Below are 26,409 nucleotides of genomic sequence, written 5' to 3'. Positions count from 1 at the left end.
TGAATAGGTGGCCGGAGACTAGGTATACGTTGGTTTGCGGCGGAGCGACGCGGCGGCGGGACGCGGCGAAGGAAGCGTCGGAGTCACCTGCCATCGGCAGCATTGACTATGGCTGCGGATGGGCGCCGTATCCGCGCAGCTCGTTGTAGCGTTTCACCTGATCCTTGGTGAGCACTCGAGCCATCTTCAAATGAGCTGAAAGATGGACGTAACGCAGGTTGGCCCGGCTCGCTTCGGTCCGGCGAAGCAGCATTCGCAAGTGGTCCGGCTCGATCCCGCCATCGCGGAAGGCTGCGTCCAGCGCCGCTTCACCGGCGAGAAGGTGTTTGCCTTCGGCCACGGCTTCGCTCTGCATCTCCTCGAAGATGCGTTGCACGGATCTCTCCTGGTCCGCCGTCAAAGCCAGCTCTCGCTTCATCTTGAGGACATGCGATGGTCCCGGCACGCCGTTGAGCTCGGCCGGCTTCGCCAGTCCCCAGCCGCCGCCCGCCCTGAGCTCGGCGATGTCCTCGTGCGAGAGGCTCTTGATCTCGCGCTGCTGCTCTCCGGCATAGGGCGACATATGGGCGTGTTCGGACTGCGCCGCGGCCGGCAGGGGAAGAACCACGGCAAGGAATACCGGAATCAGGAATTTCATGTGCTTGCTCTATTTTTGTTGGGCGGCCCGAGCTTGCCATTGGGTGGCTATGTCCGACATGATAGCTATCATGTTCGAAACAATTATCAGCCAGCTTCGTCCGAGGGCCACGGCGCAGAAGTCCTTCGAGAAGGGCGAACACCTGTTCAACCGGGACGACCGGGTGCTGAGCCTGTTCCTGGTCACGGACGGGGGTGTGCATCTCGTGCGTTACCAGGCGGATGGAGACACGGCGGTTTTGCAGCGCTCGGGACCGGGCATGGTGCTCGCCGAGGCCTCGGTGTTTTCGGAGCGTTATCATTGCGATGCGGTGGCAATAACGTCGACGCGCGCGCTCGTCGTGCCCGTTGCCGAGGTCCGACGACTGCTGGACGATGATCCAGCCTTTGCACGGGCGTGGACGATCCATCTTTCGCGCGAGCTGCAGAGCGCAAGGAAGCGGGCCGAGATCGTGGCGCTACGCACCGTCAGCGCCCGGCTCGACGCATGGATGACATGGAACGATGGCAGGTTGCCGGTCAAGGGCGACTGGAGAGCGCTCGCGGAAGAGATTGGCGTTTCGCCGGAGGCGCTTTATCGGGAAATGTCGAGACGGCGCTCGCGCGACTCGCGAGCATCCATTCGGAACGGGAACGACGATCGATGAATGACACGGCAATCGAGGCGAGCGAGGGCACGGCGCACCGGAAGGGGAGTGCCGGCGAGGTCTTTGCCGCCTTCCTGAAGCTCGGCTTGACCTCCTTCGGCGGTCCGATTGCGCATCTCGGCTATTTTCGCGACGAGCTTGTCGTCCGGCGGCGCTGGATCGATGAGAAGGGTTATGCGGACCTCGTGGCGCTCTGCCAGTTTCTTCCCGGCCCCGCCTCCAGCCAGGCCGGCTTCGCGCTTGGGCTGCTGCGTGGCGGGCCCCTGGGTGCGGCCGCCGCGTGGGCCGCCTTCACGCTGCCTTCGGCGATCCTGCTCGTGCTGTTTGCCCTCGGCGCGGCCTCCTTCGGCGGGCCGATCGCCTCCGGCATCATCCACGGCCTGAAGGTCGTCGCCGTCGCCATCGTGGCGCAGGCGGTGTGGGGCATGGCGAGGAACCTCTGCCCGGACAGGGAACGCGCGAGCATCGCGCTTGCCGCGGTGCTGATCGTCGTTCTCGTTGCCGGCGCGATCGGCCAACTGGCGGCGATCCTGGCCGGCGGGCTTGCCGGACTGTGGCTCTGCCGGACGAAGGGCGAGGCGATTTCGGGACGTGTCAGCTTCCCCGTTTCGCATGCCACGGGCTGGGTGGCGCTCGTCCTGTTCTTCTGCCTGCTCTTCGGCCTGCCGGTGGCGGTCGCGGCCACCTCGTCGCAGGGCCTTGCAGTCTTCGATGCTTTCTACCGTGCGGGATCGCTCGTCTTCGGGGGAGGGCATGTGGTGCTGCCGCTGCTGCAGGTGGAGGTCGTCCAGCCCGGATGGGTGACGGCCGACCGGTTCCTCGCGGGATACGGCGCGGCGCAGGCGGTGCCGGGGCCGCTCTTCACCTTCGCCGCCTATCTCGGCACGGTGCTCGGCCCCGAGCCGAACGGCCTCCTCGGCGCCGTCATCGCCCTCGTCGCCGTCTTCCTGCCAGGCTTTCTGCTGCTGGTCGGTACGATTCCATTCTGGGATTCGTTTCGCACAAGGCCGACTGCGCAGGCCTTGATGCGCGGCGCCAACGCCGCGGTGGTGGGCGTGCTCGGGGCGGCGCTCTACCAGCCGGTCTGGCAGAGCGCGATCATCGGCCCGCACGAATTCGCTCTGGCGCTGACGTGCTTTGTACTCCTCATGGCCTGGAAATGTCCGCCCTGGATCGTGGTGGTCGTCGCCGCGGTGGGCGGCGTTCTGATCGGGCTTGCCTGAGGGGACCGCAGTCGCGACCATGCGAGCAGTTGCCGACCGGCGATCGCGGTGGCGTAATGGTTCGGCGGATGCTTTTTCGTCCTCGCCTCTGTCCTTGTCACAGGGAACCCGCAGCGGGCCAAGTCCGCGGGCGGGAGAGTCTTTTTCAGCCCAAGGACTTGGGCTGGCTGGATTCCTGTGACAGGCACAGGAATGAGGGGAGAGGAGATTTGCTGTAGCGGAGCGTGACCATGACCACGAAGAAAGACGCGACGACCACGCCAGGGATCCGGCTCGGCCTTGCGGAGAACTGGCCGCAGTTCGCGCTGCTCGTGCTGATCAACGCGTTCGTCGGCGGCATGGTCGGGATCGAGCGCACGGTGGTGCCGCTGATCGGCGCGGAAGAGTTCCACATTGCCTCGACGACGCTCGTCGTCTCCTTCATCGTCAGCTTCGGCGTGGTGAAGGCCCTTGCCAATCTTGTCTCGGGCCAGCTCGCCGACCACTGGGGGCGCAAGCGCGTGCTCGTGCTTGGATGGCTCTTCGGCCTGCCGGTTCCGTTCATCCTCATCGCAGCACCAGGCTGGGAGTGGATCATTGCCGCCAATGCGCTCCTCGGCATCAACCAGGGGCTCGCCTGGTCGATGACGGTAATCATGAAGGTCGATCTGGTCGGGCCGAGGTCACGCGGGCTCGCGGTGGGGTTGAACGAGTTCGCGGGCTATCTCGCCGTCGGGCTGACGGCATTCGCCACGGGTTATCTCGCGTCGGAATATGGGCTCAGGCCGGCGCCGATCTATCTCGGCATCGGCTACGCGGTCCTCGGGACCTTGCTTTCGCTCCTCGCCGTTCGTGACACGCGCGATCACGTGCGCCTCGAGGCTTCGTCGCGCCCGGAACAGCCGCCTTCGATCGGTTTCCGCGAAGTCTTCACGCTGACCTCCTTCCGGGACCGCAACCTCTTCGCCGCCTCGCAGGCCGGCCTCGTCAACAACCTCAACGACGGCATGAGCTGGGGGATCTTCCCGCTGTTCTTCGCCTCCTTCGGCCTCGGCGTCGAGCGGATCGGCGTTCTCAAGGCGGTCTACCCGGCGACCTGGGGCATCCTCCAGATCGCGACCGGCCCCTTGAGCGACCGCTGGGGGCGCAAGGGGCTGATCGCCTGCGGCATGTGGGTGCAGGCCGCCGGGCTGTTCCTCACGGCCTGGAGCCGTGCGTTCGAATGGTGGCTGGCCGCGAGCCTCCTCCTCGGCCTCGGCACGGCGATGGTCTATCCGAGCCTGATCGCCGCCGTCTCGGATGCCGCGCATCCCGCCTGGCGCGCCCGCGCGCTCAGCGTCTACCGCTTCTGGCGCGACCTCGGCTACGCGATCGGGGCGCTGGCCGCGGGACTGATCGCCGACCGTTTCGGCCTTGCCGCGGCGATCACATCGGTCGCCGGGCTCACATTCCTTTCCGGGGTGGTCGTCGCCGCGCTGATGCGGGAGGGCTCGCCGTAGCGGCGGGGGAGGCGGCCGGCTGGCCGGCCGCGGCAAAAATCCTTGACGGCAACCTGAAGGCGGCCGAAATTCGGTTCCCGGGGGGGCGCGATGAACAAGATCGCCGACTGGAACAGCATTCTGGAATTCTGGTTTCCCGAGGGAACGAACCTCGATGTGGATGCGGATACCCACCGCGACTGGTGGCTGTGGCGGATGCGCGGCGGCGCGGACGCGGAGATCATCGCCCGCTTCACCGAGACCACAGAACGGGCGATCGGCGGCGAATTCGACCACTGGGCGAACGATCCGCAGGGCCGGCTGGCGCTGATCGTCGTGCTCGACCAGTTCCCGCGCTCGTTATGGCGGGAATCCCCGCGCGCTTTTGCCCAGGACGAAAAGGCGCTGGCGCTGACGCTCGAAGGCCACGGCAATGGCCACTACGAAGCCTTGGAAACGCCGTGGTACAGGACGTTCTACAACCTGCCGCTCGGCCATTGCGAAGGTCCGGACCATCTCGACCGGCTCGATCGGGTGATTGCGCTGGCAGAGGACATTCTCGCCACGGCGCCGGCGCATCTGCGAGCGGGCTACGCGTTTGCTGCCGAACAGCCCGTGGAGGTGCGCAAGGTCATCGCAGCCTTCGGCCGCCACCCGCACCGCAACGCGGCGCTCGGCAGAACCTCGACCCCCGAGGAAGAGGCCTATCTTAAGGAAGGCCAGTTTCCGCACCTGCGCCCGTTCTGAGGCTACAACCGACTTTGCTCGTCTGACAAGGCGCGCGGGGCTGTAGAGCATCCCGCTTTCAAGTGGCATCGCTGAAGGCGGATAAGATGCTCTAGAATCAAAGTGCTAGAGCGTCCTTTGTGCGTTCATTTGAACGCACGGCGCTCTAGGCAAGAAGCGAACATTGGCGCGCCGGCTACGTCAGCTGGCTGCGTCCTCGTGCCTTCCGGCGGCGGTGCTTTCCGGTTGGGACGACGGGGTCGGGCCGGCTTCCGCGTTGTCGGGCGTGCCGCGGCCCAGAAGATGCGCCGCCGAACGCCAGACATGGTTCACGATCCGGTCGAGCCGTCTCGCGGCGTCGATCCTCGTCAGGGCTTCCGCAGCGGTCAACTTTCCCGGCGCGACGGAGGCGAGGGTGGCGGCGCGATAGTCCCGCTGAAGCGCGTCAAGCTTGCTCGCTGCGTCCTCCACCTCGGCGAGCGCCGCGGCGACTTCCGGCGAGACGTTCCAGCCGATGGGTGGGGCCTGCGCGCTGAGGGCGCTTTCGGAGGTTATCGAGCCGCCGACCAGCTGCGCCGCACGCATCGCCTTCGTACAAAGTTGGGCGGCGCGGAAGTCATGGAGGGCTCCGGCTGGCTGGGCTGTGAGGCTGCCGTCCGCCAGGACTTCCACGAGGCGCGAGGCGTGATCGAGCGCGTGCAGCGTGCTCGTCATGCGATGCCGCTCGGCCTCCGTCTCGGGCGGTTCCTTCAATTCAGAGAGGAAGTCGCGCACCTCCTCGAGTGCGGCGGCGGCCGCCGCAGTGCCTTGCGCTGGGGGGCGAGCCCCGCCCGAAAGCGCCCCGGAGACCGAGGTGGTTGTTGTCGTGAGGACGTCGGCCACGACACGGCGGGCGGTCTCGACCGCGACCACGGGACTGGCAAGCGCGCTGGGATCGAGCGCGCGCTGGAGTGCCGTCTGCTTCGAGGGCAGGAGCCGCTCCACGACGCGGGTGAACGATTGCGTCGCCGGCAGGAGCACCGCCACCCCCACGACGTTATAGGCCGTGTGGTAGGCGGCAAGGAGCGTCATCCCGTCGACCGACGCGAGGGCGGCCTTCATCAGCGCCGCCGTGAGCGGAAAGGCGACGACCGCAATGATCGCCGCTATGACCTTGAACAGCACATAGGCAAGCGCGAGGCGCTTGGCCGTCGCGCTTGCACCGATAGCCGCCAATGCCGAGCTCGTCGCGGTCCCGATATTCTGCCCGATGATCAGTGCCGCGCCCTGTTCCAGGCCCACCGCCCCGGCGTAATAAGCCGAAATGGTGACGGCAATGGCGGCGGTGGACGACTGCATGACCGCGGTCATCGCCAGGCCGACGATGATCAGGGTCATGAGGCCAACCGATCCCGCGGCCCACCCGACCTCCGGCATGCCGAGCACCGCGGGGAGGTCAGACGGATGCAGGGTCTCGGCAAGGCCTCCCATGCCCTGCTGGAGGGTCGTCAGCCCGTAGAGCACCAGCGCAAAGCCTGCGAGCGCGCCGCCCGACGCGGCGATCCGGCCGCTGCCCAGCAACTTGGCCAGCGCGCCAGCGAAGATCATCGGCAGCGCGTAGGCCGAAAGCGAGACGCGCACACCGATCAGCGCCACGAGCCAGCCCGTTCCTGTCGTGCCGACATTGGCGCCGAACACGAGGCCGAGCCCCTGCGGAAAGGTCATGAGCCCGGCGCTGACGAGGCCGATCGTCGTCATCGTCACCGCACTCGACGACTGCACCAGCAGCGTGACGACGGCGCCCCAGAGGGCACCCGAAAGCGGCGTCGCCGCCGCCTTGCCGAGAACGGTGCGCAGCGCGGATCCCGCCAGCGCCTTCAGGCCGTCGGTCATGACGGTCATCCCGAGCAGGAACAGCCCGATGCCGCCGAGAATGGCAATTGCTGTCGACATCCACGCCTCGTCCGTCAACGGTTGGGCCAGAGCCACGCGTCTTAATCAGACGCGTGAGGATGCTGACTCATAGCACCAGCCGGCCCGATGCGGATAGGCTCCCGCTGCGCCGACTTTCGCCAGAGCGTCCTCTGTGCGTTCATTCACAGTGCACGACAGCAGCTCAATTGTTTTTGGCGGATGCTTTTTTTGCCCTCATTAGCCGAGGGCCACGCGAACTTCTCCGTCGACCACCTCGGCCGGATAGGTTTTCAGGTTCTCGCAGGCGGGAAGCCTGAGCGCTTCGCCGGTGCGATAATCGAAGGCGCCGGAGTGCTTGGGACATTCGACCTCGAAATCCATGACCAGTCCCTCCGCGAGATGGATCGCCTCGTGCGTGCAGAGGCCGGCGGTGCAGTAGACACTGTCGTCTGGCCCGCGGTAGATCGCGTAGGTGCGCCCGCCATGGTCGAAGCGGATGGCGCCTTCCTGTTCGATGTCGTCGAGCTTGCAGGCTGAGATCCAGCTCATTGGGCGGTCCCCCCGACTTCGACGCGAGCCTTGCGGGCCGCGAGTTTTTCCTTGCGCTTGCGATAGCGCTCCTGCATGCGGGCCTCGCCTTCCGGGGAGCCGTCGTGCCAGGTGCCGAACCACTTATCGAGCGGGATCAGGGCGTCGCCGTAGTTCACCTCGAAGTACTTGTGGTGCAGGTAATGAGCATAGGCATGGCTATCGACCAGCTTGTCCTCGCCGATCTCGACCTTGTCGAAGCCGACATGGCCGGGAATGGCTCCGAAGCCCGCATAGTGAAGCTGATAGAGCATGAGGATCGGGTTGGAGGGCAGGACCAGGTGATAGAACGCCGTTCCGAAGTAGAGCAGGTGCTCGACCGGATGCATCGACAGCGAAGACCAGGGCGAGGGGTTGACCGAATTGTGGTGGACCGAATGCACCCACTTGTAGAGGAAGGGGGTGTGGATGAGCCTGTGAATGCAGAAGAAGTGAAACTCGTGAATGATCGGCACCACCAGCGCGACCACGGCAAGCGTCCACGGATTTTCCGCGAAACCGAGCCAAGGCGCGTAGCCATTGGCATAGGCCCACAGCATCGCCACCTCGACCGCGGTCCAGACGGTCACGCCCGACAGGAATGTGCGCAGGATATTGTCGAGGTTCTGGCTCTCGAACCAGAATGCCTTGCTCTTCTGCTCGGCCGGGAACTTTCCGTTGTACTTGAAGCGGTTCTCCTGCCGCTTCAGGACGTAGAGATGGAGCTCGAACGCGCCGTAGAAGAAAAAGACGCAAATCGCATTGATCGCGTAGAGCCAGGCGATCCAGCCGATGGCGAAATTCTGCATTGTTTCCTTCGGCGGGATCAGCCATGCCCAGTAGGCCACGGCCGACGCTGCGAAGATCACGTTCCACGGAAAGAAGTAGTGTGGCAGCCACTTCAGAATTGCCGTCAGCCGGGGCGGAAAGGCGAATAGCGGCGCGGTTTGAGCCGGTTGGTTCGGCGCCCAGTCGCCGCGCTTGTTGCGCGTTCCATATTGCAGGTCGTCCATTGCGCTCTCCCTGGGCGGAAGGGAAGTCCTCGCGCCCGCACAAATTTCAGGATGAAGGAGAGCGCGCTTTCGCGCCGTGATCCGGTGTCGATCCGTATCGACCCTCCGGCTCTCCTCCCTGACTTGAAAAATATCAGGTGGCCTTCCGGACGCCGAAACCTTCCTTGATCAAATCAGATCAAAGCGCTTCGGCGGTGATGGTGATGAAGCGAATGGGAGCGTGATCCGGTTCGATCGCAGTCAGGCCGATGCGGCGCAGCATCAGATCGAGCGCTCGCTGGGCCTGTGCCTCAGGAGCCTGATCCAGCACCACGTCCATGATGCCCTCTCGCAAGGCGGTGCTGGTGTAATCGGTCAATTCGTGCCCGATGAACAACACGTCCCGGCCGCGGGGATGACGGCGCAGTACCTTTATCAGGGCAGAGTTTGCGCCCCCGGCGTTATAGAGCCCGACGAGATGCGGATACATTTCAAGCGCAATGGACAATGATTCCGCGCTGTAGTGCTCTTCGTCGCGACTGAAGCCGAGCCATTCAAAGGCGATGGGGCCGGGGTGTTCATGAAAGTAGTCCGAGAACCCGCGAATGCGATCGCGATGCACCTGATAGATCGGATGACACAGCGCAATGACCGGACCTTCCGCCCGCGCCATTCGGGCCATGAAGTGAGCGGCGGTCCGCCCGGCGGCGTAATTGTCTATTCCGACGAATTCCCCCTGGCTCTCGGACGCTCGGGTCACGACATGGACGACCGGCACGCCTCGCGCGACCACCGCTTCCACTGCCGCACTGATCAGCGGGCTGTTGGGAACCGCAAGTATAAGGCCGGCACGCGGCAGGTCGGTGGACTGGATGCGCCTTGCGATCTCGTCCGGCTTCATCTCTTCGGTGAAGCTGCGGTGGACGATCACCAGAGGATCGATGGTCGCGGCAATCCTCTCGAACGCCTTGGAGAGCCGCCGATAGAACGTCGTTTCGGGGCGAACCATCAGCACTTCTATGCGCAGCAGGCCCCGGTGGGCGTCGGGAAGCGTGCGCGGATAGTTCAAGGTGCGCGCGGCAACCACTACCTTCTCGACCAGTTCGGGGCGAACGCCTCCCCGCCCGTTCAGGACCCGCTCGACCGTTGCCGTTCCCACTCCGGCCTGGCGGGCGATGTCCCGATAATTCGGCTTGCTCACAGTCTGGTCCCTCGGACGGGCTTCATGCGCCCAGTGCCCTCAATCGTATCCGATTCAGGAACAAAAACATGCAGCGATGCGCCCCTCGGGTGAGGTCTGGCTCGCGCGGGCAGACGGCTTTCGCGGCGCGACAATGCGAAAGCTGCGGGAGGCAACACAGACCTATCCGCAAGGCATCCTGCGATCAGAGGGCGTCGCGCTCGGTGCGCAGGTTGGAGACGACGCGCCGGTTCTGCACCTTGCAGGAGCGGTCCGTGCAGTCACGCACCTCGCGGTCGTTGCCGTAACCCTTGGCCCACATGCGGTTGGGATCTACGCCCTTCGAGACGAGATAGGCCATCGCCGCGTCGGCGCGTTTCTGCGACAGCGTGGTCATATTTGACGCGGACCCGGAATCGTCGGCAAATCCCTGCAGCTTGACCAGCCAACGCGGGTTCTCGTTGAGCCAGATGGCCTGCTTGTCCAGCGTTGCCATGGCGACGGAGTCGAGCGCGGCCGAGTCCAGCGTGAAGTATGTCCGCCGGCCGGCATTCAGGATGAAGTCCTCTTCGCTGCCGGCGGCGACATTCTCGAAACCGGGTGCCGGATCGTTGGTTTGTCCGGTCATCGGTACCGCGGCCGGCTCTTCCAGCGCGGCGATTTCAGTGGTGGCGCAGGCGGCGAGGGTCAGGAGCATGGCCGCGGCGGCAAGCAGCCTCGTGTATCCGGTCAAAGCAGACATCAGGGTGGCATTCCTCATTCGACCGGGCCTCATTCGACCGGAGTTGCTTGGCTGAGCTCAGCAGCACTTTCAGCCTGGTCGGCAATGTGCGGCAGGACTTGCACCGCGGTGCCGATGGGGCAACGCTGATAAAGATCGATTGCATCTTCGTTGAACATGCGGATGCAGCCGCTGGAGGCATCCCTGCCGATGCTGCCCGGCTCCAGCGTACCGTGTAGGCGATAGCCGGTATCGACACCATCGCGAAGCAGGTACATGGCGCGCGGGCCAAGCGGGTTCTTTGGCGAACCGCCCTCGACCGATTCAGGCAGTTCGGGGTGGCGCTCACGCATCTCCGGCGGCGGCGTCCAGCGTGGCCAGAGCGATTTCCGGTCGATCGTGGCGCGGCCATACCATTTGAAGCCCTCGCGGCCGACGCCGACGCCATAGCGGATGGCGGTCTTGTTCTCCATGATCAGGTAGAGAAAATGGTGCCTGGTATCGACAACGACGGTGCCAATCGGCTCGCTGCTGAAATACTTGACGACCTGGCGGCGCCACTTGTTGTCGATCCTGGCAAAGTTGGTGCTTCGGAAGGTCACGCCGTTGTCGACGGCGGTGCCGGAAAAATAGGAAGACGCCGCTGCGAATGTGGGTCTCTGGACCGCCACGGTGCCAAGCGACGCCAAACCACCAAGCACAATATCCCTGCGCATCCACCCCATCGGCAATATCCCCCGAAAAGCCAAGTAGCGAGGCTGCAGTAAATCAGATTTTCCATTTGCTACAACATAAAACTTCTAGGCATTCGCAAGTAGAACGGTGTTTTGGTCTCCCTCGGGGATCCGCTGCGCTCTCCCGCTCGATCCTCGGGCCGGTCTGTTCGCCTGTTGCACCTCTGATAAGGCGCGCGGCGTCGTAGCCGGCAAGCACAAGCAGCCGCCGTCCCATTCGCCTGATAGACATTTCGCGGGGACGTCCTACAATTCCGGGCACTGCGTTCTGCGAAGGCGTTTGAAATGGCTGAAGAACGCGCCCAACGGCGTCTTGCCGCGATAATGGCCGCCGATGTGGTCGGTTACAGCCGCCTCGTCGAACTCGACGAGAGCGGTACGCTGGCGACGTTGAAGGAACGCCGCAAGCAGATCCTGGAGCCACTTGTCCGCGAGAACAACGGCCGCGTCGTCAAGACGATGGGCGACGGCGTGCTGGTCGAGTTCGCGAGCGCAGTAAACGCCGTGACCTGTGCAATCGAATTCCAGCGGCGGATGCAGGCAGCCAACGAGGGACTGGCCGACGACCGGCAAATTCTTCTGAGAATCGGTATCAACCTCGGCGACGTCGTCGTCGAAGGCGGCGATCTCTACGGCGATGGCGTCATCATAGCCGCGCGGTTGGAGGCGATGGCCGGTCCGGGAGAGATCTTTGTCTCGAGCAGCATCTACGATCAGGTCCGCCGGCGGCTCTACTGCGAATTCGACGAGCTTGGCCCGCATGCCATCAAGAATGTGGTCGAGCCGGTTTCGGTCTACCGGATCGAGCCTTCGGGCTGGGGGCTGCATGGCGCCGCCAAGGCACCGTTGCCGCTGCCGACCAAGCCGTCCATTGCCGTGCTGCCGTTCGCGAACATGAGCAACGATCCGGAACAGGAGGTTTTTGTCGACGGCTTGACCGAAGACCTGATCACCGACCTCTCCAGGGCCAGCGGGCTGTTCGTCATCGCCAGCAATTCCGTCTTCGCCTACAAGGGCAGGCCCACGGATGTACGCCGGATCGCCCGCGAGCTTGGCGTTCGTTACGTCCTGGAAGGCAGCGCCCGCCGCGCCGCCGGACGCGTTCGCATCAATGCCCAGTTAATCGACGCCATGCAGGGAGACCACCTGTGGGCGGAACGATTCGACCGCGGCCTGGAGGACATTTTTGCGGTCCAGGACGAGGTGACGAGCAAGATAGTCGAGGCGCTGGTCGGGCGATTGACGACCGCGCCGGCGCGAAACAGGCCGACGGACATGGAGGCCTATGACCTCTGCGTCCGGGCGCGTTCGCTCGGCCTGCATACAGCCGGCAGCGCGAGGGAGGCGATCTTCCTGCTGCAGCGGGTAATCGCACGCGATCCGGACTATGCGGAGGCACATCGGCTGCTGGCGCTGAACCTGTGGCTGAGCTGGGAGTTCTGGGATCAGCCGATCGACCCCAACCGGCCGCGAGCCGTGGCGGAAGCACAAAAGGCGGTCGAGCTCGACCCCAATGACGCTGGGAACCGCTGGGTGCTCGGCATCATTCTCGGGCATGAGCGGCGCTGGGAGGAGTCGGACGCGGAGTTCGACCTCGCCCTGAGGCTCGATCCGAACCATGCCGACGCCTGGGCGATGCGGGCGGACCTGATCGTGCTCGCCGGCCGGCCCGGCGATGCTATCGAGCACGTCCGAAAGGCGCTCCGGCTCAATCCTCACCCGCCGGGCTGGTATTATTGGATGCTGGGGCAGGCCCAATATGCGAGCCGCGACTACGAGGCGGCGGTCCAGACATTGCGTCGCCCGGAAACTTACCGGGCGACTTCGCGTCGCCTGCTCGCGGCAAGCCTGGCGCGGCTCGGACGGCTGGATGACGCACGGACGGAGGCGCAGCTGTTCATGATGAACAACCCGAACTTCACGATACGGCAGTGGGCCGAATCGCAACCCTTCCGGGACGAAGAGCTCAGGCGGTATTTTGTCGACGGTTATCGACTGGCGGGCCTGCCGGAGTGAGGCCTGCGCCGTGTCGGGTCAAGGTAGTCAGCGGCGCTGCTCGAGGATCTTCTTCGCCGCATGCGCCGCGGCCTGCGCCTGGAGCTCAGAGGCAAACTGCCCCTCGGCGGGATAGGTCACGCCACGGAAGGTAAGCACGAAGGCCCAGCGGCCGTTCAATCGCTTCTCGACCTTGATCGTGGCATCGGGCTTGTTGTCGGAGTTCAAAGCGGCATCCTCGAAAGTTTCGTTGGGCGGGGCCCGTCTGGATGTAACTTGCGCATTCGCGGGTGAAAGGCAAGACGGGAAGGGCCGCATGGCGCCCGTCGCGAAATGCTGAAGCGTGATTGCTGCAGCCGATTTTAGGACGAAGCTACGCGGGGCGAAGCGGTCTTTCCGCGTCTGAAATGCACTGTACGCATCAAGCAGATTTTCACGCCTTGATTCTCCATTTTTTAAGAAGAAGCCGGCAAGTTACTGGACGATTCCTCAAGTCGAAGCTGGGTTGCGGAATCATGTGGCAATTCAAAGCATTACGGCGACCCTCCTGCGTCATGAGACGCGCGGCGCTGTAAAGCGGTTCGGAGCACATGATGGGCTACGATTGGACCGGCGAGAGAACGCGCCGAATGAAAATGTTGCGCGCCTGCGCCTATGCAGCGCTTTGCGGCGCCATTGCCGCCTTTATCGTCACGGCGGTTGTCAAATGACGATCGACTGCAGCGCCGGGCGTCTCAAGGAACCATCCATTTGATTTCTTTTCTTCTTTGGAGCGTCCCGCCTTGCGGGCAGAAGGCCTCCGCCTGAGCGGGTGCATTTGGGTGCTTCCGGAACCTTCTTCCCGCGTCGGCAGTTAACACTTCGCGGCTCGTCGAAGAATGCGGGCGTTTGGCATGGATCAGCAAAAGGCAGGCATGGCCAGACTGCTTTTGGCGTCCCCGGAGTTGAGGGACAGCCCCTGGATGATGCAGGATCTCGTGTTTCTGCATTTATGTGAGGTATACGAGCGCGCGTGCTTGCGGCGCGATGCTCTGCGATGCGCTCCCGACAAGGACGATGAAACCTTGCTCCGGTTCGAGGAGGAGTGCAGAGCTCTGCAAGCTGCTGCAATCGCCTACATCCGCGAGCAGCGGAAATTTTCCGGCATTATCTGAATGAGGACGTTGATCAGGGGATCAGCGTCGCGACCATGAACGCCGCAACGAGAGCGCATGCGGCAATCACCGCGATCCACTCGATCATCTTGGCACGCTGGGCAGGGACCATTGCCAGTCCTCCGCGTTATTTCGGCAGGGAGGGAAACGTTTGGCGAGCGGAAAGGTTCAGGTCACGACCACGCGGAAGCCGGCAAACGCTCGCGAGCCCGTGGTGACGGGAGTTCCGATCGTGATACCGGCCCGTCTGCTACCGGCCGTCGACCGGGTGGCGCTCTATTCGGCCGCGTTTGAGGAAATCATGCAGCGAGCAATGAAAAACCCCGCCGGGGCGGGGTTCTGTCTGGCGATGGCGCCTCAACTTACAGGACGAAATAGTCCCTCGTCAGCGTGACGGCGTCGTCGAGGTGGATCTTGAGATCGGCAACCTTGTCGCCGTTGACGTCGGCGTAGATGTAGGTGTCGGAGGCCTGCTTTTCATAGCGAAGCTCGCCCGCCACGCCCTTGAAGGCCGCCGTTCCGACGAAGCTGAACGCCTGGTTACCCGCCAGTTTCGTGCTGGCGTCGATGGCGGAAAGATCGATCCTGTCCTGCTCGCTTGCAAGGAAATCGTAGATCGAGTCGAAGGAGGAGCCCGCGGTCTCGGTCGTCCCCTTGAAGATGAACCGGTCCGCACCGGTGCCGCCATAAAGCAGGTCGCGGCCCGCGCCGCCGTAAAGAAGGTCGTTGCCGGCATAACCCGTTAGCGCATCGTTGCCGGCGCCGCCGGTCAGCCCGTTGGCAACCGCGTTGCCATAGAGCTTGTCCGCGTAGTTCGTGCCGATGAGGCTTTCCACCTCGGAATAGGTGTCGCCCTTGGCGTCATTGGTGTTCGCCGCAGTACTGGTGAGATTGGCGACCACCCCGGCGGTCGCGCCGGCATAGGAGGCGGTGTCCGTGCCGCCGCGGCCATAGAGCCTGTCCGCACCGGCGCCGCCCGTCAGCGAGTCGTTGCCGAGCCCGCCGTCGAGGGTGTCGTTGCCAGCTCTGCCATCAAGCGTGTTGGCGCCGGTATTGCCGGTGAGCGCGTCGTTGTAGCTCGATCCAACGAGGTTCTCGATCGCGTAGTAGGTATCGCCCCTGGCGTCGTTGGTGTTTGCCGCAGCGCTTGTAAGATTGGCGACCACGCCGAGCGACGCGCCGGCATAGGAGGCAGTGTCCGTACCGGTGCCGCCATAAAGCCTGTCGGCACCGGCGCCACCGACCAGCGTGTCGTTACCCGCGTCGCCGTCGAGAGTGTTGGCGCCGGCGTTACCCGTGAGCGCGTCGTTGTAGATTGATCCGATCAGGTTCTCGATGGAGGAGTAGGTGTCGCCCTTCGCGTCGTTGGTGTTGGCCGCTGCACTCGCAAGATTGGCGGTCACGCCGGCTGTCGCGTCGATATACGAGGCGGTATCCGTGCCGGCTCCGCCATAAAGCCTGTCGGCGCCGCTGCCACCGCGCAACATGTCGTTGCCCACTCCGCCATCAAGCGTATCGTTGCCGCTGAAGCCGCGGAGCGCGTCATCGCCGCCATTACCGTAGATCAGGTCGTTACCGCCGAAACCCGCTAGAAGGTCAGCGTAGTTGCCGCCTCGGATGGTATCATTGCCGGCAAGCGCAGCAGCCATCACGGCGAGGTCGTCCGCTGTCGAAGAGGTGCTTGCCACATTGACGATGCGCGTGGCCGAGATGCTTATACCTTCGGCAATCCACGCGGTCTCGCCATAGTAATAATAGCCATAGCTCGTGACCGTGCCGCCGATCGGAACGGCGCCGCTGTAGGTGAGGCCGTAGCCACCGAACGCGTCGACTCCGCCGTCGCCGTAGTCGACCAGATAGAGCGTCGTCCCGAATTCGTAGTATTCGCCGTAGTAGAGCCAGCTGAAGTCGTAGCCGCTCATATCCAGCCAGTATTCGCTATTCACAGTGATCGTCGCCATGATTCCCCCAGCGTTGTAGGGGAATCCATAGATCGTTTCATGGTTGTAGGCAACGAATGGCGATGCCGCCGGAAGTCGGTGTGACGTTTCCGGCGACATCGCTGTGGATTCAGGGGATACTGCATGTTTCCTCAAATCGTAGCCGATTTAAGGATAAAAACATGCGCAATTCAAAGTGCTACAGCGTCCTTTGCGCGTCTAATAAGACGCGCGGCGCTGTAGGTGCGTGACGCCTATTCCACCGAGTGCGCGGGGCCGAAGCGATCCATGATGAACGAGGTCTGGACGGCGGGGCCTTGGAGGCGGTCGGTCTTTTCGAGTTTTACCGTCGGCATTTCGGCTGGCGCCGTGCGCTGCTGCCAGGAGGTGGTGAGAAACAGGCCAGCGCCGGCAAGAAATCCGATGGCAACATAGATCCAGTGATTACGCATGACTGAAACTCCTTCTGTCGGAAGGCAAATGCGTGAGGGCTTGTCTGGTTCCCCGGTATCGGCCCGGGAGCCATGGGCTCGTCAAAGTCTAAAAAATATGCGCCGCACCGTCATTTCTTGCTGTTTACAGTATAAATATTTGTCGGCCTGCCGGTTTTTCTAGCCTCGCTCACGTCTTTTTTACCGGCAGGTCAGGCAATGGTTTTCCTCGGCGTGCGCAACGGCCAACCACCGGCCTAAAGGCGCGATGATGTCTCGTCCCCGTCGTTCTGCTTGCGGAAATGCCACCAATCCAATCATGCCCAAGCCCCTTGAGCATCGACCTGGTTTGATTGAAGCAGAGGGTTCTGTCTTATGCAAGGAAATTATAATATACGTTTGTATAGCAAGGGTTTGAGCCAAATTTTCGGATTCGCGTGGAAGTGATCGGGGGTAGTGGAGGGGCGCAAAAAGCGACAGGTCTCCGCGCGCGGTAACGTCCGTTGAGCCGTGGCGCACGGTCGCCCCACGCCAGCTACAACATCTGCGGCGAGGCGGAGTCATTCACGCGCGGACGCGCCGTGGCTGGATCCCTGTGACGAGCACAGGGATGAGGGCTTCTTGGTCGGCCGCACAAAGAACATCAACGGCCGAATGTCCCTCGGATGGCCGGCTGTCGCTCAGCCGATGCCCTAGACTCACCAGTCTTGTGCTCGTCACAGGGTGACGGGATTGATAGCACGCCGCCGCCCGACTGGCTCGATGGGTCCGCGCCTGGTGGCTGCAGGTGATGGACATCCGCCGCCGACCGCGAGCGCCTGAACGGATGCGGTGGCGGCGGGGGCGGCGAAAAATGCTGTCGCTAAATCGGCGATCGGAAGCTTTTCACTTTGCCGGCTCTTGCGCCGCGCAGGTGAGTTGGATTATTCCGTAAATCAAGGATAGGAATTTTGTCCTGATGCGGCGGCTGCTTCGGCAGCCGTTTCGATTCCCGAACTTATCAAACATCGTCAAACAACGAATTACGGCAGCCGCCGCGCGTCCCACGACGCGGCGCGGCGCCGTAGGCGGCCGGTGATGCGCCTTCGTGGAACAGCGACCTTGAAGCGTCCGAAAGGATGCGCGGCGCCCGGGCCATGGCAGCGTCACCGGCCGCCCCGCAGCCGCCCGGCTCGATCGCAAGGCGCAAGACGCTTGAACGACGCTGACCAGAGGCGCAACGCGACGGCCGGGCGGGTGCGGGACGGAAATCAAGGAGAAGTTTATGAGTGACTGGAAACGTTCTTTGGGGCCGGGCGCCCCGACTGGCAAGGTTGAGCGCCGGGCGCTGGCCGTGTCCAATGCCGGGCACATTAGCCCGGAAGATGCGAGAGCTTATGCCGAGAGTCTGCTTCAGGGTGCCCTGTACGGTCGGCAGGCCTACTCTCCGGAAGGACTACGGAAACCTCTTGGGAGGCTTTCGAAGGAACCTTGGAGTGACGATGCATACGCCGCGGGTCCCCGAGTGGGGCTGAGCGGTTTACAGAGGAATCTGGAAGAAGCAAAAACGGAACTTAAGCACTTGGTGCCGAAGGTTTCCAACAATGATGGCGTATCGGCCTTGAATGGCATCATATCGTCGATACAGGCGACGCAGAACAGGCTGGACGATGATGAGCGAAAGGGAGTCTTCGACGAACCCTACAAAAATGAGCCGAACCTCTACAAAGAGCACGAGCCAACGTTCGAAAAATTCGGCGAGCCGTCTGGGCGTTTCGTTGACGGCGCCGAATCCTCGTGGGATCAAGGAAAGGTCCGCAGCGGCAAAGGCCCGTCCATGACGCTTAAGCAGGCTTTGCTTAAGTGGGCGGAGTGAGATCGACCTTTACCACGACAGCGCAGCGCGTCTCATCAGACGCGCAAAGGATGCTCCAGCACTTTGAATTGCTGCATGTCTTTGTCCTTAAATCGAGGTCGATTCAATAAGACATGCAGTAGCTTTCGGAGCGATGGAGGCATGAAGTAGCCGCTATAGCAAATCCTCCAGTGCGATGAAGAGCGTGCCGAATTCCACACGGCCCTTGTCCGCGAGCGCGTCGGGGAGCTCAAAATAGAGCTTCTCGGCGTGAGGCGATCCTCCGCTGACGAAAACCTCTTCCGACCGGTTGGCGAACACGCAGCAAGCGGCGGGGTCGTCGGGCGCGGCGCGCACGCTCAAACGGTAACTTTCACCCGATAGGAAGAAGCGGATGCGGATATCGTATTCGCCTACCTTGAGTGTGCAGAGATAGCCAGTGCCGCACCAGCCGGTCGCGTGTACGAAGCTCTTGTCGTATTTCTGAATCCACGCCTTGATGAGGTAGCGCGGCTCGCCGCTCTGCCCGGCTGCGAAGGCTGAAACGGCTGATGCGGCGGCGAGAAAGGTCGTGGCAATGAATTTCAGCATGGTGCCGGGGTGCTTTCCTGGATCGTGACACGCTTGGCGTGGCGTGCGGGCGCTTGCGATGCAATCTGAGTCGCGATTTTGGCGCAATTATGGGTAGCGAAAATAGTCGATGCACGCTTCTCTTCGAGCCGGCTTCTGCGCCTGTTCGCACCATGCAAAAGTCGAAGGAAGAGAGGCGACGGACGTGATGGAAGATGATGTTTCAAGTGCCCCGGGGTTTTGCCCGGACGATCCAGCAGATGGGCCGGCCGATGATGGGGACCAATCCGCCGGTCCGTCGGCGAAGGGCTCGCGCACGCGGCTCGGCGGTGCTTTCCTTGAGGCGGTGCAGGCGGATTTCGAGGCGCATGGTGTCGACGTGATCGCGCGGCTGCGCGAGGAGAAGCCGGAGTCCTATCTGAAGCTCCTGGCCTCGATCCTGCCCAAGGACCTTTCGGCGAATGCCAACGCGCTGGACGAACTGACGGACGAAGAGCTTGTCCGGCGCATCCGCATGCTCGACGCGACGATCCGGCCGCTGATCGATGCGCCGGCGAAGGGCAGGGCGGCGCGGAAGTCCGCGGCGACCCGGCGATCGTCCGGACAGCGCCCCGGATCGAAGTCGAACCAGAGTTGATTCCTGCAGAAATTCGAAGCGTTGCAGGGAGTTTTGGAATTCTGGAAGATGTCCCGCTGCGGTAGGATGAGGTGGAGGCCACCTCATCCCGATTGCATCAGCGCGCCCGTGAGACGCCGGCGGGAACCGAGGCCTCGCTGCCCGAGAAGATGATGACGGCGAACATCAGCACGCCGGCGAAGGCGATCAGCGAGGCAATGGCGACGATCGGTTCCATCGCCGCGTTTCCGGAAAGCATCAGATAAAGCGACGGGATCAGCACCGCGACGCCGAAGGTGTAGACGACATACTGGATCATCGCCAGACGCTTCTCGGCCTTGCGCGGGTTGAGCGCGTGGTAGCCGCCGAAGAGCGCCATGGTGACCCAGCCGAGCAGGTTGGCGTGTGCATGGGCACCGGTCGGCGCGTGGTTACCCGAAATCGACATGTGAAGGCCGATCGAGATGCCGGCGATCAGAAAAATGATGGCGGTCTTGAAGTAAAGATTTGCGATGCGTGGCATTGGTGCTCCCCCTCTGTAGCCGACGGAAATTTAGCATGTTCTCAAGGGCCTGAAAACGAGGCCATCAAAGGATCTTTGGCGCGCCGGCGCTGTTACCGATGTTACAAATCGAAATATTTGCAGGACGAGGCGGAACTGGACAGCATTGCAGGCGGGGTGAAAAAGATTTACCCGACGCTCGGTCACGCGGTTTCAGCGGAACTTATTGCAGCTACGGGAATTCGGTAGGGAGAAACCACCCGCTGCGTCAGCGCACCCGTGCCAATAGCACAGCGGCACCTTGCATTGCTGCATAATTTCATCCGCGGATCGAATTATGCAAGCGGAGGATTGCGATATGCTTGGAACCGTACTTCTCGTTATTCTGATTCTGCTTCTGATCGGCGCCTTTCCCGCCTGGCCCTATTCAAACGCCTGGGGCTATGGCCCTTCCGGCATTCTCGGCGTTCTTGTGGTCGTGCTCGTCGTCCTCCTGTTGATGGGAAGGATCTGAGCGGCCTCGCGGAGCAGGCCCGGGATAGGGGCGCCCGCATACGGCGAGCGCGGACAAGCGGGGTGCGGGCCTTCTACCAGCTTGCGCCGTCGATCAATCGGTGTGGGATCTCCTCCCAGACCGCCCGGTCGAACATCCGCATGTTGACACCCATGCGCGAGGCGTTGCGCCCGCGCGGCGACCAATGGGTCGTGCAGCCGCAACGCCCGCAATGATGCATGGTGAGCGTTGCGTCGCCCTGGACATAGCCGACAAGCGTTTTCTGCTCGTCGCTGACCGTGACGTCGTCAACAGGATAATAACCCCAGAGCGCGCCGAGCCGGCTGCAGATGGAACAGTTGCAATCACCGAGCGTCTCGGGGCGGATGGGGACGGTGATGCGTACCGACCTGCAATGGCAATGACCTTCGATCATGGTGTGCTCCTTCGGTGAGCCGGCGCGTTCAAGCATTGGCCAGCACTGAAGGAAGCGCAAGAGGGGTGTCGCAAGAGGGGTGTGAAGCGAACCCGGAATTGGAACCGGGGTGAGGGTTGCGACGTTTCCAGGATAAGTACGAAGGCCCAGCGCGGCTATCGCGCCGCGTGACGCGCAGGCAACCGCGTCAGCCCCATCCAGTCGGGCCTTCCCGGACGGGGCAATCACCTCATTTCGAGATCGAGGAGGTTATCTCGGCCGACACGGCGGGGGTGGCCTCTGTTCGATTTTGGGCCAAGGCGACATGAAGAACCGCGGACACGGCAATGGAGAAGGTGAGAGCAGCTATCGAAGCGCCAAGACCAGTTTTGACCATCTCCATCCCCTTTCAAGCGCGTTGTTGTCGTCCGTCCCTTCAGAGCGTGCGATGACGATATTCGTGTGGCGCCGATTGAGATGTTCCCCCGGTAACGTGAAATATGGTTAACGGCCGGTTGATGGCGGCAGTCGCGCGCCGAAATGCCGTGCGTCCGATGAGACGCGCGGGGGCGCGGTGCGGTTTCCGGTTTCCCTGGATATCTTTGCAGTGACGGGATCGCCGGCCGCAGTACGGCCTGGCAATTTTCGCGACAGTTCGAGCTCTACAGCGCCGCGCGTCTTATCAGACGCGCAAAAGACGCTGTAGCACTTTGAATTGCAGCAGGTTTACTTCGTGGTGATGCCGTGGTCGGGAGCGCCTTCGCTCGACCAGCAGGAGCAAGGCTCGCCGGCTGGGCCGGTGCCGTAGTAGCACTGCGTCAGGCGGGTCGTGCATTGGCGCGGCGAATTATCGACGACAGCGGCGGCCACTTTCGAGCGGCGCACGGGTGCGGGCGCTTCGGCGGTCTCGGTGCACGAGGACGCCAGCGCCGAGAGGCAGAGCGTAATCAATAAGGTACGGCTGATTCTCATTCGGTGGAATTTCCACGACTGCTCGTCAAAGGCAAGAGCCAATGATGGAACAATGCGCGAACCGGCGGAGAAAAAATGCCAAATCGATCGACGGCGATACCGGACGCCTTCGGACAACCGTGCGATCTCCACGCGTTGCTCAAAGAACAGGCGGTCCTGATGGCCGAACTCGACCGGCGGCGGCGCACCAATATTCTCGCCGGCTACCGGCCCTATGCGAAGCAGCGCGAATTCCATGCGGCGGGTGCCACGGTGCGCGAACGGCTGTTCATGGCCGGCAACCAGCTCGGCAAGACGCTTGCCGGCGCGGCGGAGGCGGCGATGCACCTGACGGGGCGCTATCCGGACTGGTGGCGAGGGCGACGGTTCGACAGGCCGGTCGTGATGCTGGCCGGCTCGGAATCCTACGAGCTGACGCGCGACGGTGTGCAGCGGCTGCTGGTCGGCCCGCCGCTCAACGAGGAGGATTGGGGCACTGGCTTCATTCCGAAGGCGGCGATCCAGGCGACCACGCGGCGTTCCGGCGCTTCCGGCGCGCTCGACAGCGTGACGGTGCGCCATGTCACGGGAGGCGCCTCGACGCTGCTCTTCAAGGCCTACGAGCAGGGTCGCGGCAAGTGGCAGGCGAACACCGTCGACTATGTCTGGTTCGATGAGGAGCCGCCGGGGGATGTCTATTTCGAGGGGATCAGCCGCACCAATGCGACGCGCGGCGCGGTCGCCGTCACCTTCACGCCGCTCAAAGGGTTGAGCAGCGTCGTGGCGCGATACCTGATGGAAAAGTCGCCGGATCGCGAGGTCATCACCATGACGATCGAGGATGCCGAGCACTACACGGCGGAGGAGCGGCAGCGGATCATCGACAGCTACCCGGCGCACGAGCGCGAGGCGCGCACCAAGGGCGTGCCGGCGCTCGGTTCGGGGCGCATCTTCCCGGTCACGGAGGAGACGATCCGCGTCGATCCCTTCGAGATCCCGAAGCACTGGGTGCAGATCGGCGGGCTCGACTTCGGCTGGGACCATCCGTTCGCCGCTGCCGCCTGCGCCTGGGACCGGGACGCCGACATCTTCTATGTGACGAAAACCTATCGCGAGCGCGAGGCGACGCCGATCATCCATGTGGCGGCGCTAAAACCCTGGGGGGCGTGGCTGCCCTTCGCCTGGCCGCATGACGGCCTGCAGCACGACAAGGGGAGCGGCGAACAGCTTGCCGCGCAATATCGCGGGCAGGGGCTGGCCCTGCTTGCCGAGCGGGCGACCTTCGACGACGGCACCAATGGCGTGGAAGCCGGGCTTTCCGACATGCTGCAGCGAATGCAGACCGGGCGCTGGAAGGTGTTTTCTACCCTGAGCGACTGGTTCGAGGAATTCCGCCTCTACCACCGCAAGGACGGCCGGGTCGTCAAGGAACGCGACGACCTTCTCTCGGCGTCGCGCTATGCGCTGATGATGAAGCGGTTCGCGCGGGTGAAGACCGATGCCGCGGCGTGGAAATTCACGGACCGGAAGGTTGTTTGAGGGGGATGGGGTTCCCTTCGCCGCGCAGACCGGCTAGGGCGGTGCGCCGCTCGCGGCCGACTGCCGCTTATGCCTGGCGGCGGGTCCTCCGGATTACCGAATAAGCCCTACCCGGAGGAGGTATTTCCGCCTTCGGCGTGGCGGACGAGGGTCTAGCCCGCAGGGAGTAGACATCCATGCTTCGTTCGCCAAGCGTTCCTCTGGTGTTCGTAATTACTTGAGCCGGTGTTTGCATAAGCGGCAGTCAACGGGCGTACGGCGCCGGGCGTCTTAGCGGCCGCGCAGGTCGCTGCAGCGCTTTGAATTGCTGCATGTCTTTGTCCTTAAATCGAGGTTGATTTGGGAGACATGCAGTAGGCAGCCTTGATGGAGAACCGTTGCCCACATTTCCGGAATTGCCTTGAACCAGGCAATTCCAGACGGAAAACCGCGCCCCACTTTCCTGGGTTCTAGTTGCTCGGAGCGATTGGCGGTCTGCTCGGAGGCGCCACTGCCTCGGGATTAAACGCCAGGATACTTAAAACGAGAGCGACAAGGATGAATATAAGCGCCAGAAAGGCGATGCCGGTCTTGTTCATTCCCCATCATGAGGAATCGAAATGTGAGAATTTCGAGGCATTCGCGAACCTGCGAAGCAAAAGCCTCGCCTCTACAGTGCCGTGCGTCCAATCGGACGCGGAATGGCCGCTGTAGAGCCTTGAGTTTCTGCATGATCTTGTCCCTGAATCGATCCCGATTTAAGGAATCACGCAGAAGCGCCTACGGCCTGTCATCGCGTCTGGATCTGTGCCGCCGGCAAGTAGACCTTGGCAACGGCGTGCTCCTCGCTGGTCAAAGAACCTGCGAGGAAGAGATAGGCCGATATGCCGAGCACGGACAGCAACAGGATGGCCACGGGCAAGCCGGTCGAAGCGTGATATTCCGGCCCTCGATAATCTTTTCCAATCATCGTAACGAACTCCACTCTATGCACATACGAGAACGTGCCATCGGCGGAACTGGTTCCTGCGCGATGGGTGGCCAAGGGTAACAAAGGTCGAGGCGTAGTAACGTGACGGCATTATACCATGCTCCTCAGCTCATGGCCGGAGATTACGGGTGATGGGCGGCATCTGCCGCCGGCGGTTCACTGTCTGTTCGTAGCTATTTTTGGCGGCGGGCAAGCGCGACCAATCGGCGTTCCCATCGAGACCGGCCCGTCGGTCGGTCGAGAACGTTCGGTACGATCCCGGTCAATTCGAGCGCGTTTTTCAAAGGCTCACAAGCTATACAAATGCACAGGCCTGCAGCGCCGCGCGTCCCCCATCCGAGGCACAGTCCCGGCGCGCCGAATCGTGTCGTGGGCGCGATCAAAAGACCGCCAGATACCGGAGCAGTGACAGGATGCCGATGATGATCACGATGGCCTGGACGATCTGTTTTGCACGTGCGTCCAACGGAAGCCGATTGACGAGATAAAGCACCAGGATGACGACCAGGAACGTGATCAAGATGCTGATGAGGATCGACATGGCCTCGTACTCCCGATGAAAGCTTCCGATTAGGCTTAACTATGGGAGGTTTTGCGGAAGGGAAGGTCTGCTACCGAAGATGGCAACGTTTGACTGCGCCGATGCTGCGCAGCGATGGGACACTGCGCCCCCCGCTTGCATTGGAAGCCCGGAGCGTATTGCCATGGACCGGTCGCGTGCGCCGGGCGCTGCGCGACTGGGGCATTCTCGTTCGCTCTCCATCTGTCGGTGGGCGATGCCGACACTTGGCAAAGCTGCGTTACTCTTCCCAAAGCATTTCCATGATGTCGTCAGGTGATTCATGAACCTGGAGCGTCGCGGAGGTTCCACCGTTGGGCGCGAAGGTGACGAGCGTGGTGCGCCGCTGCCCTTCTACCCGCTGGAAGTGCGTAACATTGTCCATGTTGATGAAGATCGGTCCGTTGTTGTCGTGCAATTTGAGCCACATGGATCAGCCTCTCTGATGTTGCGGTCCATTGAGATATAACATCATCCGGCCTGCGATCGCACTTTAGCTTATCAGGCCGGCCGCGTTTCGAGCCAGTTTCGTGCCATCTTCCCAGAGCAAACCGGGCAGACTTCGTTTTCGCCGCACAGGGAAGAGTGGGGTCTCTGCTGCAGCGATGAGACCGCGTGAGCCGGTGTCCCTTGCTGAACGCATCTTCCTCTCCGCCTCGCGCATCGGCCGGAAAATCGGAATCGATTTTCGGAAAGCACGATACGTAGCTTCAAAGACCTACAGCGCCGGCGAAAACGCGCCGTGAGCGCACACCAAGCAAAGACAATCAGAAATTTACTGCCCGAAAGGTTCTCCTATGGCCGCAATGACCGATGAACGGCTGGCGCAGCTTGTCAGCCAACTGGTGAAGGACTGCGAGGACTATCGCGATGTGCTCGCGGTCGATCGCATCAAGGGGATGGAATATTACGACGGCACGATGAAGGACGTGCCGGCGGATGCCAACCGCTCGAAGGTCGTTTCGCGCGATTGCCGCGCGGCGATCAAGAAGGTGCTGCCGTCGCTGATCCGCACCATCCTCGGCAACGACAAGGTGGTGGAATACGCCCCCGTCAACGAGGGCGACGAGGCGGCGGCGGAACAGGCGACCGACTACATCAACTACGTCGTCTTTCCCGAAAGCGACGGCTATGACGCCGTGCAGGATGCCGCACATGACGCCTTGAAGCTCCGCAACGGTGTGATCCGCTGGTGGTACGAGAACAAAGTGTCGGTCGCTGTCTCCACCCACACCGGGCTCGACGAGGCCGCATTGGTGCAGATCGTCAGTGACGACGCCGTGGAGGTGCTGGAGCAGTCGCAGACGACGGAGAAGATCCAGACCCCTCAGGGCGTGATCGAACAGCCGAGCTACAATGTGAAGATCCGCCGCAAGGTGGAGCGCGGCACGCCGCGGCTGGCGGCGGTGCCGCTCGAAGAATTCCTGATCCATCCGGACGCGCTCTCGATCGAGGAGAGCCCCATCACCGGCATTGCCACGCGCATGCGCCGGTCGGACCTGATCGCCATGGGGCATGACCGCGACCTGATCGAAGGCCTGCCGGCCTCGGCCGGCGACAGCGGCCGCGACGACGAGGAGATCACCCGCAGGCGTGATGCCTTCACCGCAAGGGATGCGGTGCCGAAGGCGCTGGAGGAGGTGGATTATTACGAGCTCTACGTG

General features: G+C 62.8%; 27 protein-coding genes and 1 pseudogene. 11 read left to right on the top strand and 17 right to left on the bottom strand.

Going from position 1 to position 26,409, the window contains the following annotated elements:
* Positions 1 to 106: 106 nt before the first annotated feature.
* A complete protein-coding gene (locus QN222_RS02765; protein ID WP_283965017.1) occupies positions 107 to 637 on the bottom strand; it encodes a hypothetical protein in 531 nt (176 codons plus the stop codon).
* 70 nt (positions 638 to 707) lie between these two features.
* Here QN222_RS02765 and QN222_RS02760 point away from each other — a divergent pair, with 70 nt between their 5' ends.
* The 4 genes from QN222_RS02760 to QN222_RS02745 all read left to right on the top strand — a co-directional run bounded on the left by QN222_RS02760 (position 708) and on the right by QN222_RS02745 (position 4,710).
* On the top strand, positions 708 to 1,283 hold the full coding sequence (locus QN222_RS02760) for a Crp/Fnr family transcriptional regulator (RefSeq protein ID WP_283965018.1): 576 nt from the start codon (positions 708 to 710) through the stop codon (positions 1,281 to 1,283).
* Entirely contained in the window at positions 1,280 to 2,506 is a 1,227-nt protein-coding gene (gene chrA, locus QN222_RS02755) for a chromate efflux transporter (RefSeq protein WP_283965019.1), read from the top strand. Before QN222_RS02760 ends, chrA begins: the two co-directional genes overlap by 4 nt.
* Positions 2,507 to 2,736: 230 nt before the next feature.
* Positions 2,737 to 3,984 carry an MFS transporter gene (locus QN222_RS02750; protein ID WP_283965020.1) on the top strand — a complete coding sequence of 416 codons (1,248 nt, stop codon included), beginning with the start codon at positions 2,737 to 2,739 and terminating at the stop codon, positions 3,982 to 3,984.
* 90 nt (positions 3,985 to 4,074) lie between these two features.
* Complete coding sequence (locus QN222_RS02745) at positions 4,075 to 4,710, top strand: DUF924 family protein (protein WP_283965021.1); 636 nt, start codon at positions 4,075 to 4,077, stop codon at positions 4,708 to 4,710.
* Positions 4,711 to 4,890: 180 nt separating this feature from the next.
* Here QN222_RS02745 and QN222_RS02740 read toward each other — a convergent pair whose 3' ends face one another.
* The 6 genes from QN222_RS02740 to QN222_RS02715 form a co-directional block, all read right to left on the bottom strand.
* Positions 4,891 to 6,621, bottom strand: coding sequence for a Na/Pi symporter (locus QN222_RS02740; RefSeq protein ID WP_283965022.1), 1,731 nt, complete (start codon positions 6,619 to 6,621; stop codon positions 4,891 to 4,893).
* Positions 6,622 to 6,819: 198 nt separating this feature from the next.
* Positions 6,820 to 7,131, bottom strand: coding sequence for a MocE family 2Fe-2S type ferredoxin (locus QN222_RS02735; protein ID WP_283965023.1), 312 nt, complete (start codon positions 7,129 to 7,131; stop codon positions 6,820 to 6,822).
* A complete protein-coding gene (locus QN222_RS02730; protein ID WP_283965024.1) occupies positions 7,128 to 8,162 on the bottom strand; it encodes a sterol desaturase family protein in 1,035 nt (344 codons plus the stop codon). The genes QN222_RS02735 and QN222_RS02730 overlap by 4 nt, the downstream gene beginning before the upstream one ends.
* 178 nt (positions 8,163 to 8,340) lie before the next feature.
* The gene (locus QN222_RS02725) at positions 8,341 to 9,342 is read right to left on the bottom strand and encodes a LacI family DNA-binding transcriptional regulator (RefSeq protein WP_283965025.1); all 1,002 of its coding nucleotides are present in this window, start codon (positions 9,340 to 9,342) and stop codon (positions 8,341 to 8,343) included.
* Between the two features lie 184 nt (positions 9,343 to 9,526).
* A complete protein-coding gene (locus QN222_RS02720) occupies positions 9,527 to 10,063 on the bottom strand; it encodes an OmpA family protein (protein ID WP_283965026.1) in 537 nt (178 codons plus the stop codon).
* 29 nt (positions 10,064 to 10,092) lie between these two features.
* Positions 10,093 to 10,767 (bottom strand): L,D-transpeptidase, encoded by a 675-nt coding sequence (locus QN222_RS02715; RefSeq protein WP_283965027.1) that lies wholly within the window; start codon positions 10,765 to 10,767, stop codon positions 10,093 to 10,095.
* Positions 10,768 to 11,061: 294 nt separating this feature from the next.
* On the opposite strand from QN222_RS02715, the gene QN222_RS02710 reads away from it, so the two are divergent.
* The gene (locus QN222_RS02710; RefSeq protein WP_283965028.1) at positions 11,062 to 12,792 is read left to right on the top strand and encodes an adenylate/guanylate cyclase domain-containing protein; all 1,731 of its coding nucleotides are present in this window, start codon (positions 11,062 to 11,064) and stop codon (positions 12,790 to 12,792) included.
* Positions 12,793 to 12,819: 27 nt separating this feature from the next.
* On the opposite strand, the gene QN222_RS02705 is transcribed toward QN222_RS02710, so the two are convergent.
* Complete coding sequence (locus tag QN222_RS02705; protein WP_283965029.1) at positions 12,820 to 12,999, bottom strand: hypothetical protein; 180 nt, start codon at positions 12,997 to 12,999, stop codon at positions 12,820 to 12,822.
* Between the two features lie 665 nt (positions 13,000 to 13,664).
* On the opposite strand from QN222_RS02705, the gene QN222_RS02700 reads away from it, so the two are divergent.
* On the top strand, positions 13,665 to 13,925 hold the full coding sequence (locus QN222_RS02700; protein ID WP_283965030.1) for a hypothetical protein: 261 nt from the start codon (positions 13,665 to 13,667) through the stop codon (positions 13,923 to 13,925).
* A gap of 362 nt (positions 13,926 to 14,287) precedes the next feature.
* Here the strand turns inward: QN222_RS02700 and QN222_RS02695 are convergent, their stop codons facing one another.
* Complete coding sequence (locus tag QN222_RS02695; RefSeq protein WP_283965031.1) at positions 14,288 to 15,886, bottom strand: calcium-binding protein; 1,599 nt, start codon at positions 15,884 to 15,886, stop codon at positions 14,288 to 14,290.
* 233 nt (positions 15,887 to 16,119) lie between these two features.
* Entirely contained in the window at positions 16,120 to 16,317 is a 198-nt protein-coding gene (locus QN222_RS02690) for a hypothetical protein (protein ID WP_283965032.1), read from the bottom strand.
* 1,243 nt (positions 16,318 to 17,560) lie between these two features.
* Here QN222_RS02690 and QN222_RS02685 point away from each other — a divergent pair.
* Positions 17,561 to 18,151 carry a hypothetical protein gene (locus QN222_RS02685; protein WP_283964190.1) on the top strand — a complete coding sequence of 197 codons (591 nt, stop codon included), beginning with the start codon at positions 17,561 to 17,563 and terminating at the stop codon, positions 18,149 to 18,151.
* Positions 18,152 to 18,304: 153 nt separating this feature from the next.
* Here QN222_RS02685 and QN222_RS02680 read toward each other — a convergent pair whose 3' ends face one another.
* The gene (locus tag QN222_RS02680; RefSeq protein ID WP_283964191.1) at positions 18,305 to 18,721 is read right to left on the bottom strand and encodes a hypothetical protein; all 417 of its coding nucleotides are present in this window, start codon (positions 18,719 to 18,721) and stop codon (positions 18,305 to 18,307) included.
* Between the two features lie 184 nt (positions 18,722 to 18,905).
* Here QN222_RS02680 and QN222_RS02675 point away from each other — a divergent pair, with 184 nt between their 5' ends.
* Positions 18,906 to 19,337: a hypothetical protein gene (locus tag QN222_RS02675; RefSeq protein ID WP_284005211.1), complete on the top strand. Its 432-nt coding sequence runs from the start codon at positions 18,906 to 18,908 to the stop codon at positions 19,335 to 19,337.
* Between the two features lie 97 nt (positions 19,338 to 19,434).
* Here the strand turns inward: QN222_RS02675 and QN222_RS02670 are convergent, their stop codons facing one another.
* Complete coding sequence (locus QN222_RS02670; protein WP_283964193.1) at positions 19,435 to 19,839, bottom strand: hypothetical protein; 405 nt, start codon at positions 19,837 to 19,839, stop codon at positions 19,435 to 19,437.
* Positions 19,840 to 20,176: 337 nt separating this feature from the next.
* Between QN222_RS02670 and QN222_RS02665 the strand changes: the two genes are divergently transcribed.
* Entirely contained in the window at positions 20,177 to 20,332 is a 156-nt protein-coding gene (locus QN222_RS02665) for a DUF3309 family protein (RefSeq protein WP_283964194.1), read from the top strand.
* Between the two features lie 73 nt (positions 20,333 to 20,405).
* Here the strand turns inward: QN222_RS02665 and QN222_RS02660 are convergent, their stop codons facing one another.
* Positions 20,406 to 20,747 carry a GFA family protein gene (locus QN222_RS02660; protein ID WP_283964195.1) on the bottom strand — a complete coding sequence of 114 codons (342 nt, stop codon included), beginning with the start codon at positions 20,745 to 20,747 and terminating at the stop codon, positions 20,406 to 20,408.
* A 705-nt stretch (positions 20,748 to 21,452) separates the two neighbouring features.
* On the bottom strand, positions 21,453 to 21,698 hold the full coding sequence (locus tag QN222_RS02655; protein WP_283964196.1) for a hypothetical protein: 246 nt from the start codon (positions 21,696 to 21,698) through the stop codon (positions 21,453 to 21,455).
* A gap of 75 nt (positions 21,699 to 21,773) precedes the next feature.
* Here QN222_RS02655 and QN222_RS02650 point away from each other — a divergent pair, with 75 nt between their 5' ends.
* Positions 21,774 to 23,216, top strand: a complete 1,443-nt coding sequence (locus QN222_RS02650; RefSeq protein ID WP_283964197.1) for a terminase family protein — start codon at positions 21,774 to 21,776, stop codon at positions 23,214 to 23,216.
* A 769-nt stretch (positions 23,217 to 23,985) separates the two neighbouring features.
* On the opposite strand, the gene QN222_RS02645 is transcribed toward QN222_RS02650, so the two are convergent.
* The 3 genes from QN222_RS02645 to QN222_RS02635 form a co-directional block, all read right to left on the bottom strand.
* Positions 23,986 to 24,165 carry a hypothetical protein gene (locus QN222_RS02645; protein ID WP_283964198.1) on the bottom strand — a complete coding sequence of 60 codons (180 nt, stop codon included), beginning with the start codon at positions 24,163 to 24,165 and terminating at the stop codon, positions 23,986 to 23,988.
* Positions 24,166 to 24,565: 400 nt separating this feature from the next.
* The gene (locus tag QN222_RS02640) at positions 24,566 to 24,727 is read right to left on the bottom strand and encodes a Thivi_2564 family membrane protein (RefSeq protein WP_153437503.1); all 162 of its coding nucleotides are present in this window, start codon (positions 24,725 to 24,727) and stop codon (positions 24,566 to 24,568) included.
* 259 nt (positions 24,728 to 24,986) lie between these two features.
* Positions 24,987 to 25,175, bottom strand: coding sequence for a hypothetical protein (locus tag QN222_RS02635; RefSeq protein WP_283964199.1), 189 nt, complete (start codon positions 25,173 to 25,175; stop codon positions 24,987 to 24,989).
* Positions 25,176 to 25,542: 367 nt separating this feature from the next.
* Here QN222_RS02635 and QN222_RS02630 point away from each other — a divergent pair.
* A pseudogene (locus QN222_RS02630) lies at positions 25,543 to 26,409 on the top strand (phage portal protein); the annotation flags it as partial.

The sequence above is a fragment of the Sinorhizobium sp. 6-70 genome (genome assembly GCF_030124375.1).
In the GTDB taxonomy this organism is placed as follows: Bacteria; Pseudomonadota; Alphaproteobacteria; order Rhizobiales; family Rhizobiaceae; genus Sinorhizobium.
The sequence above is the reverse complement of the archived record's forward strand: the minus strand, read 5'-3'. Positions and strand labels throughout refer to the sequence as shown.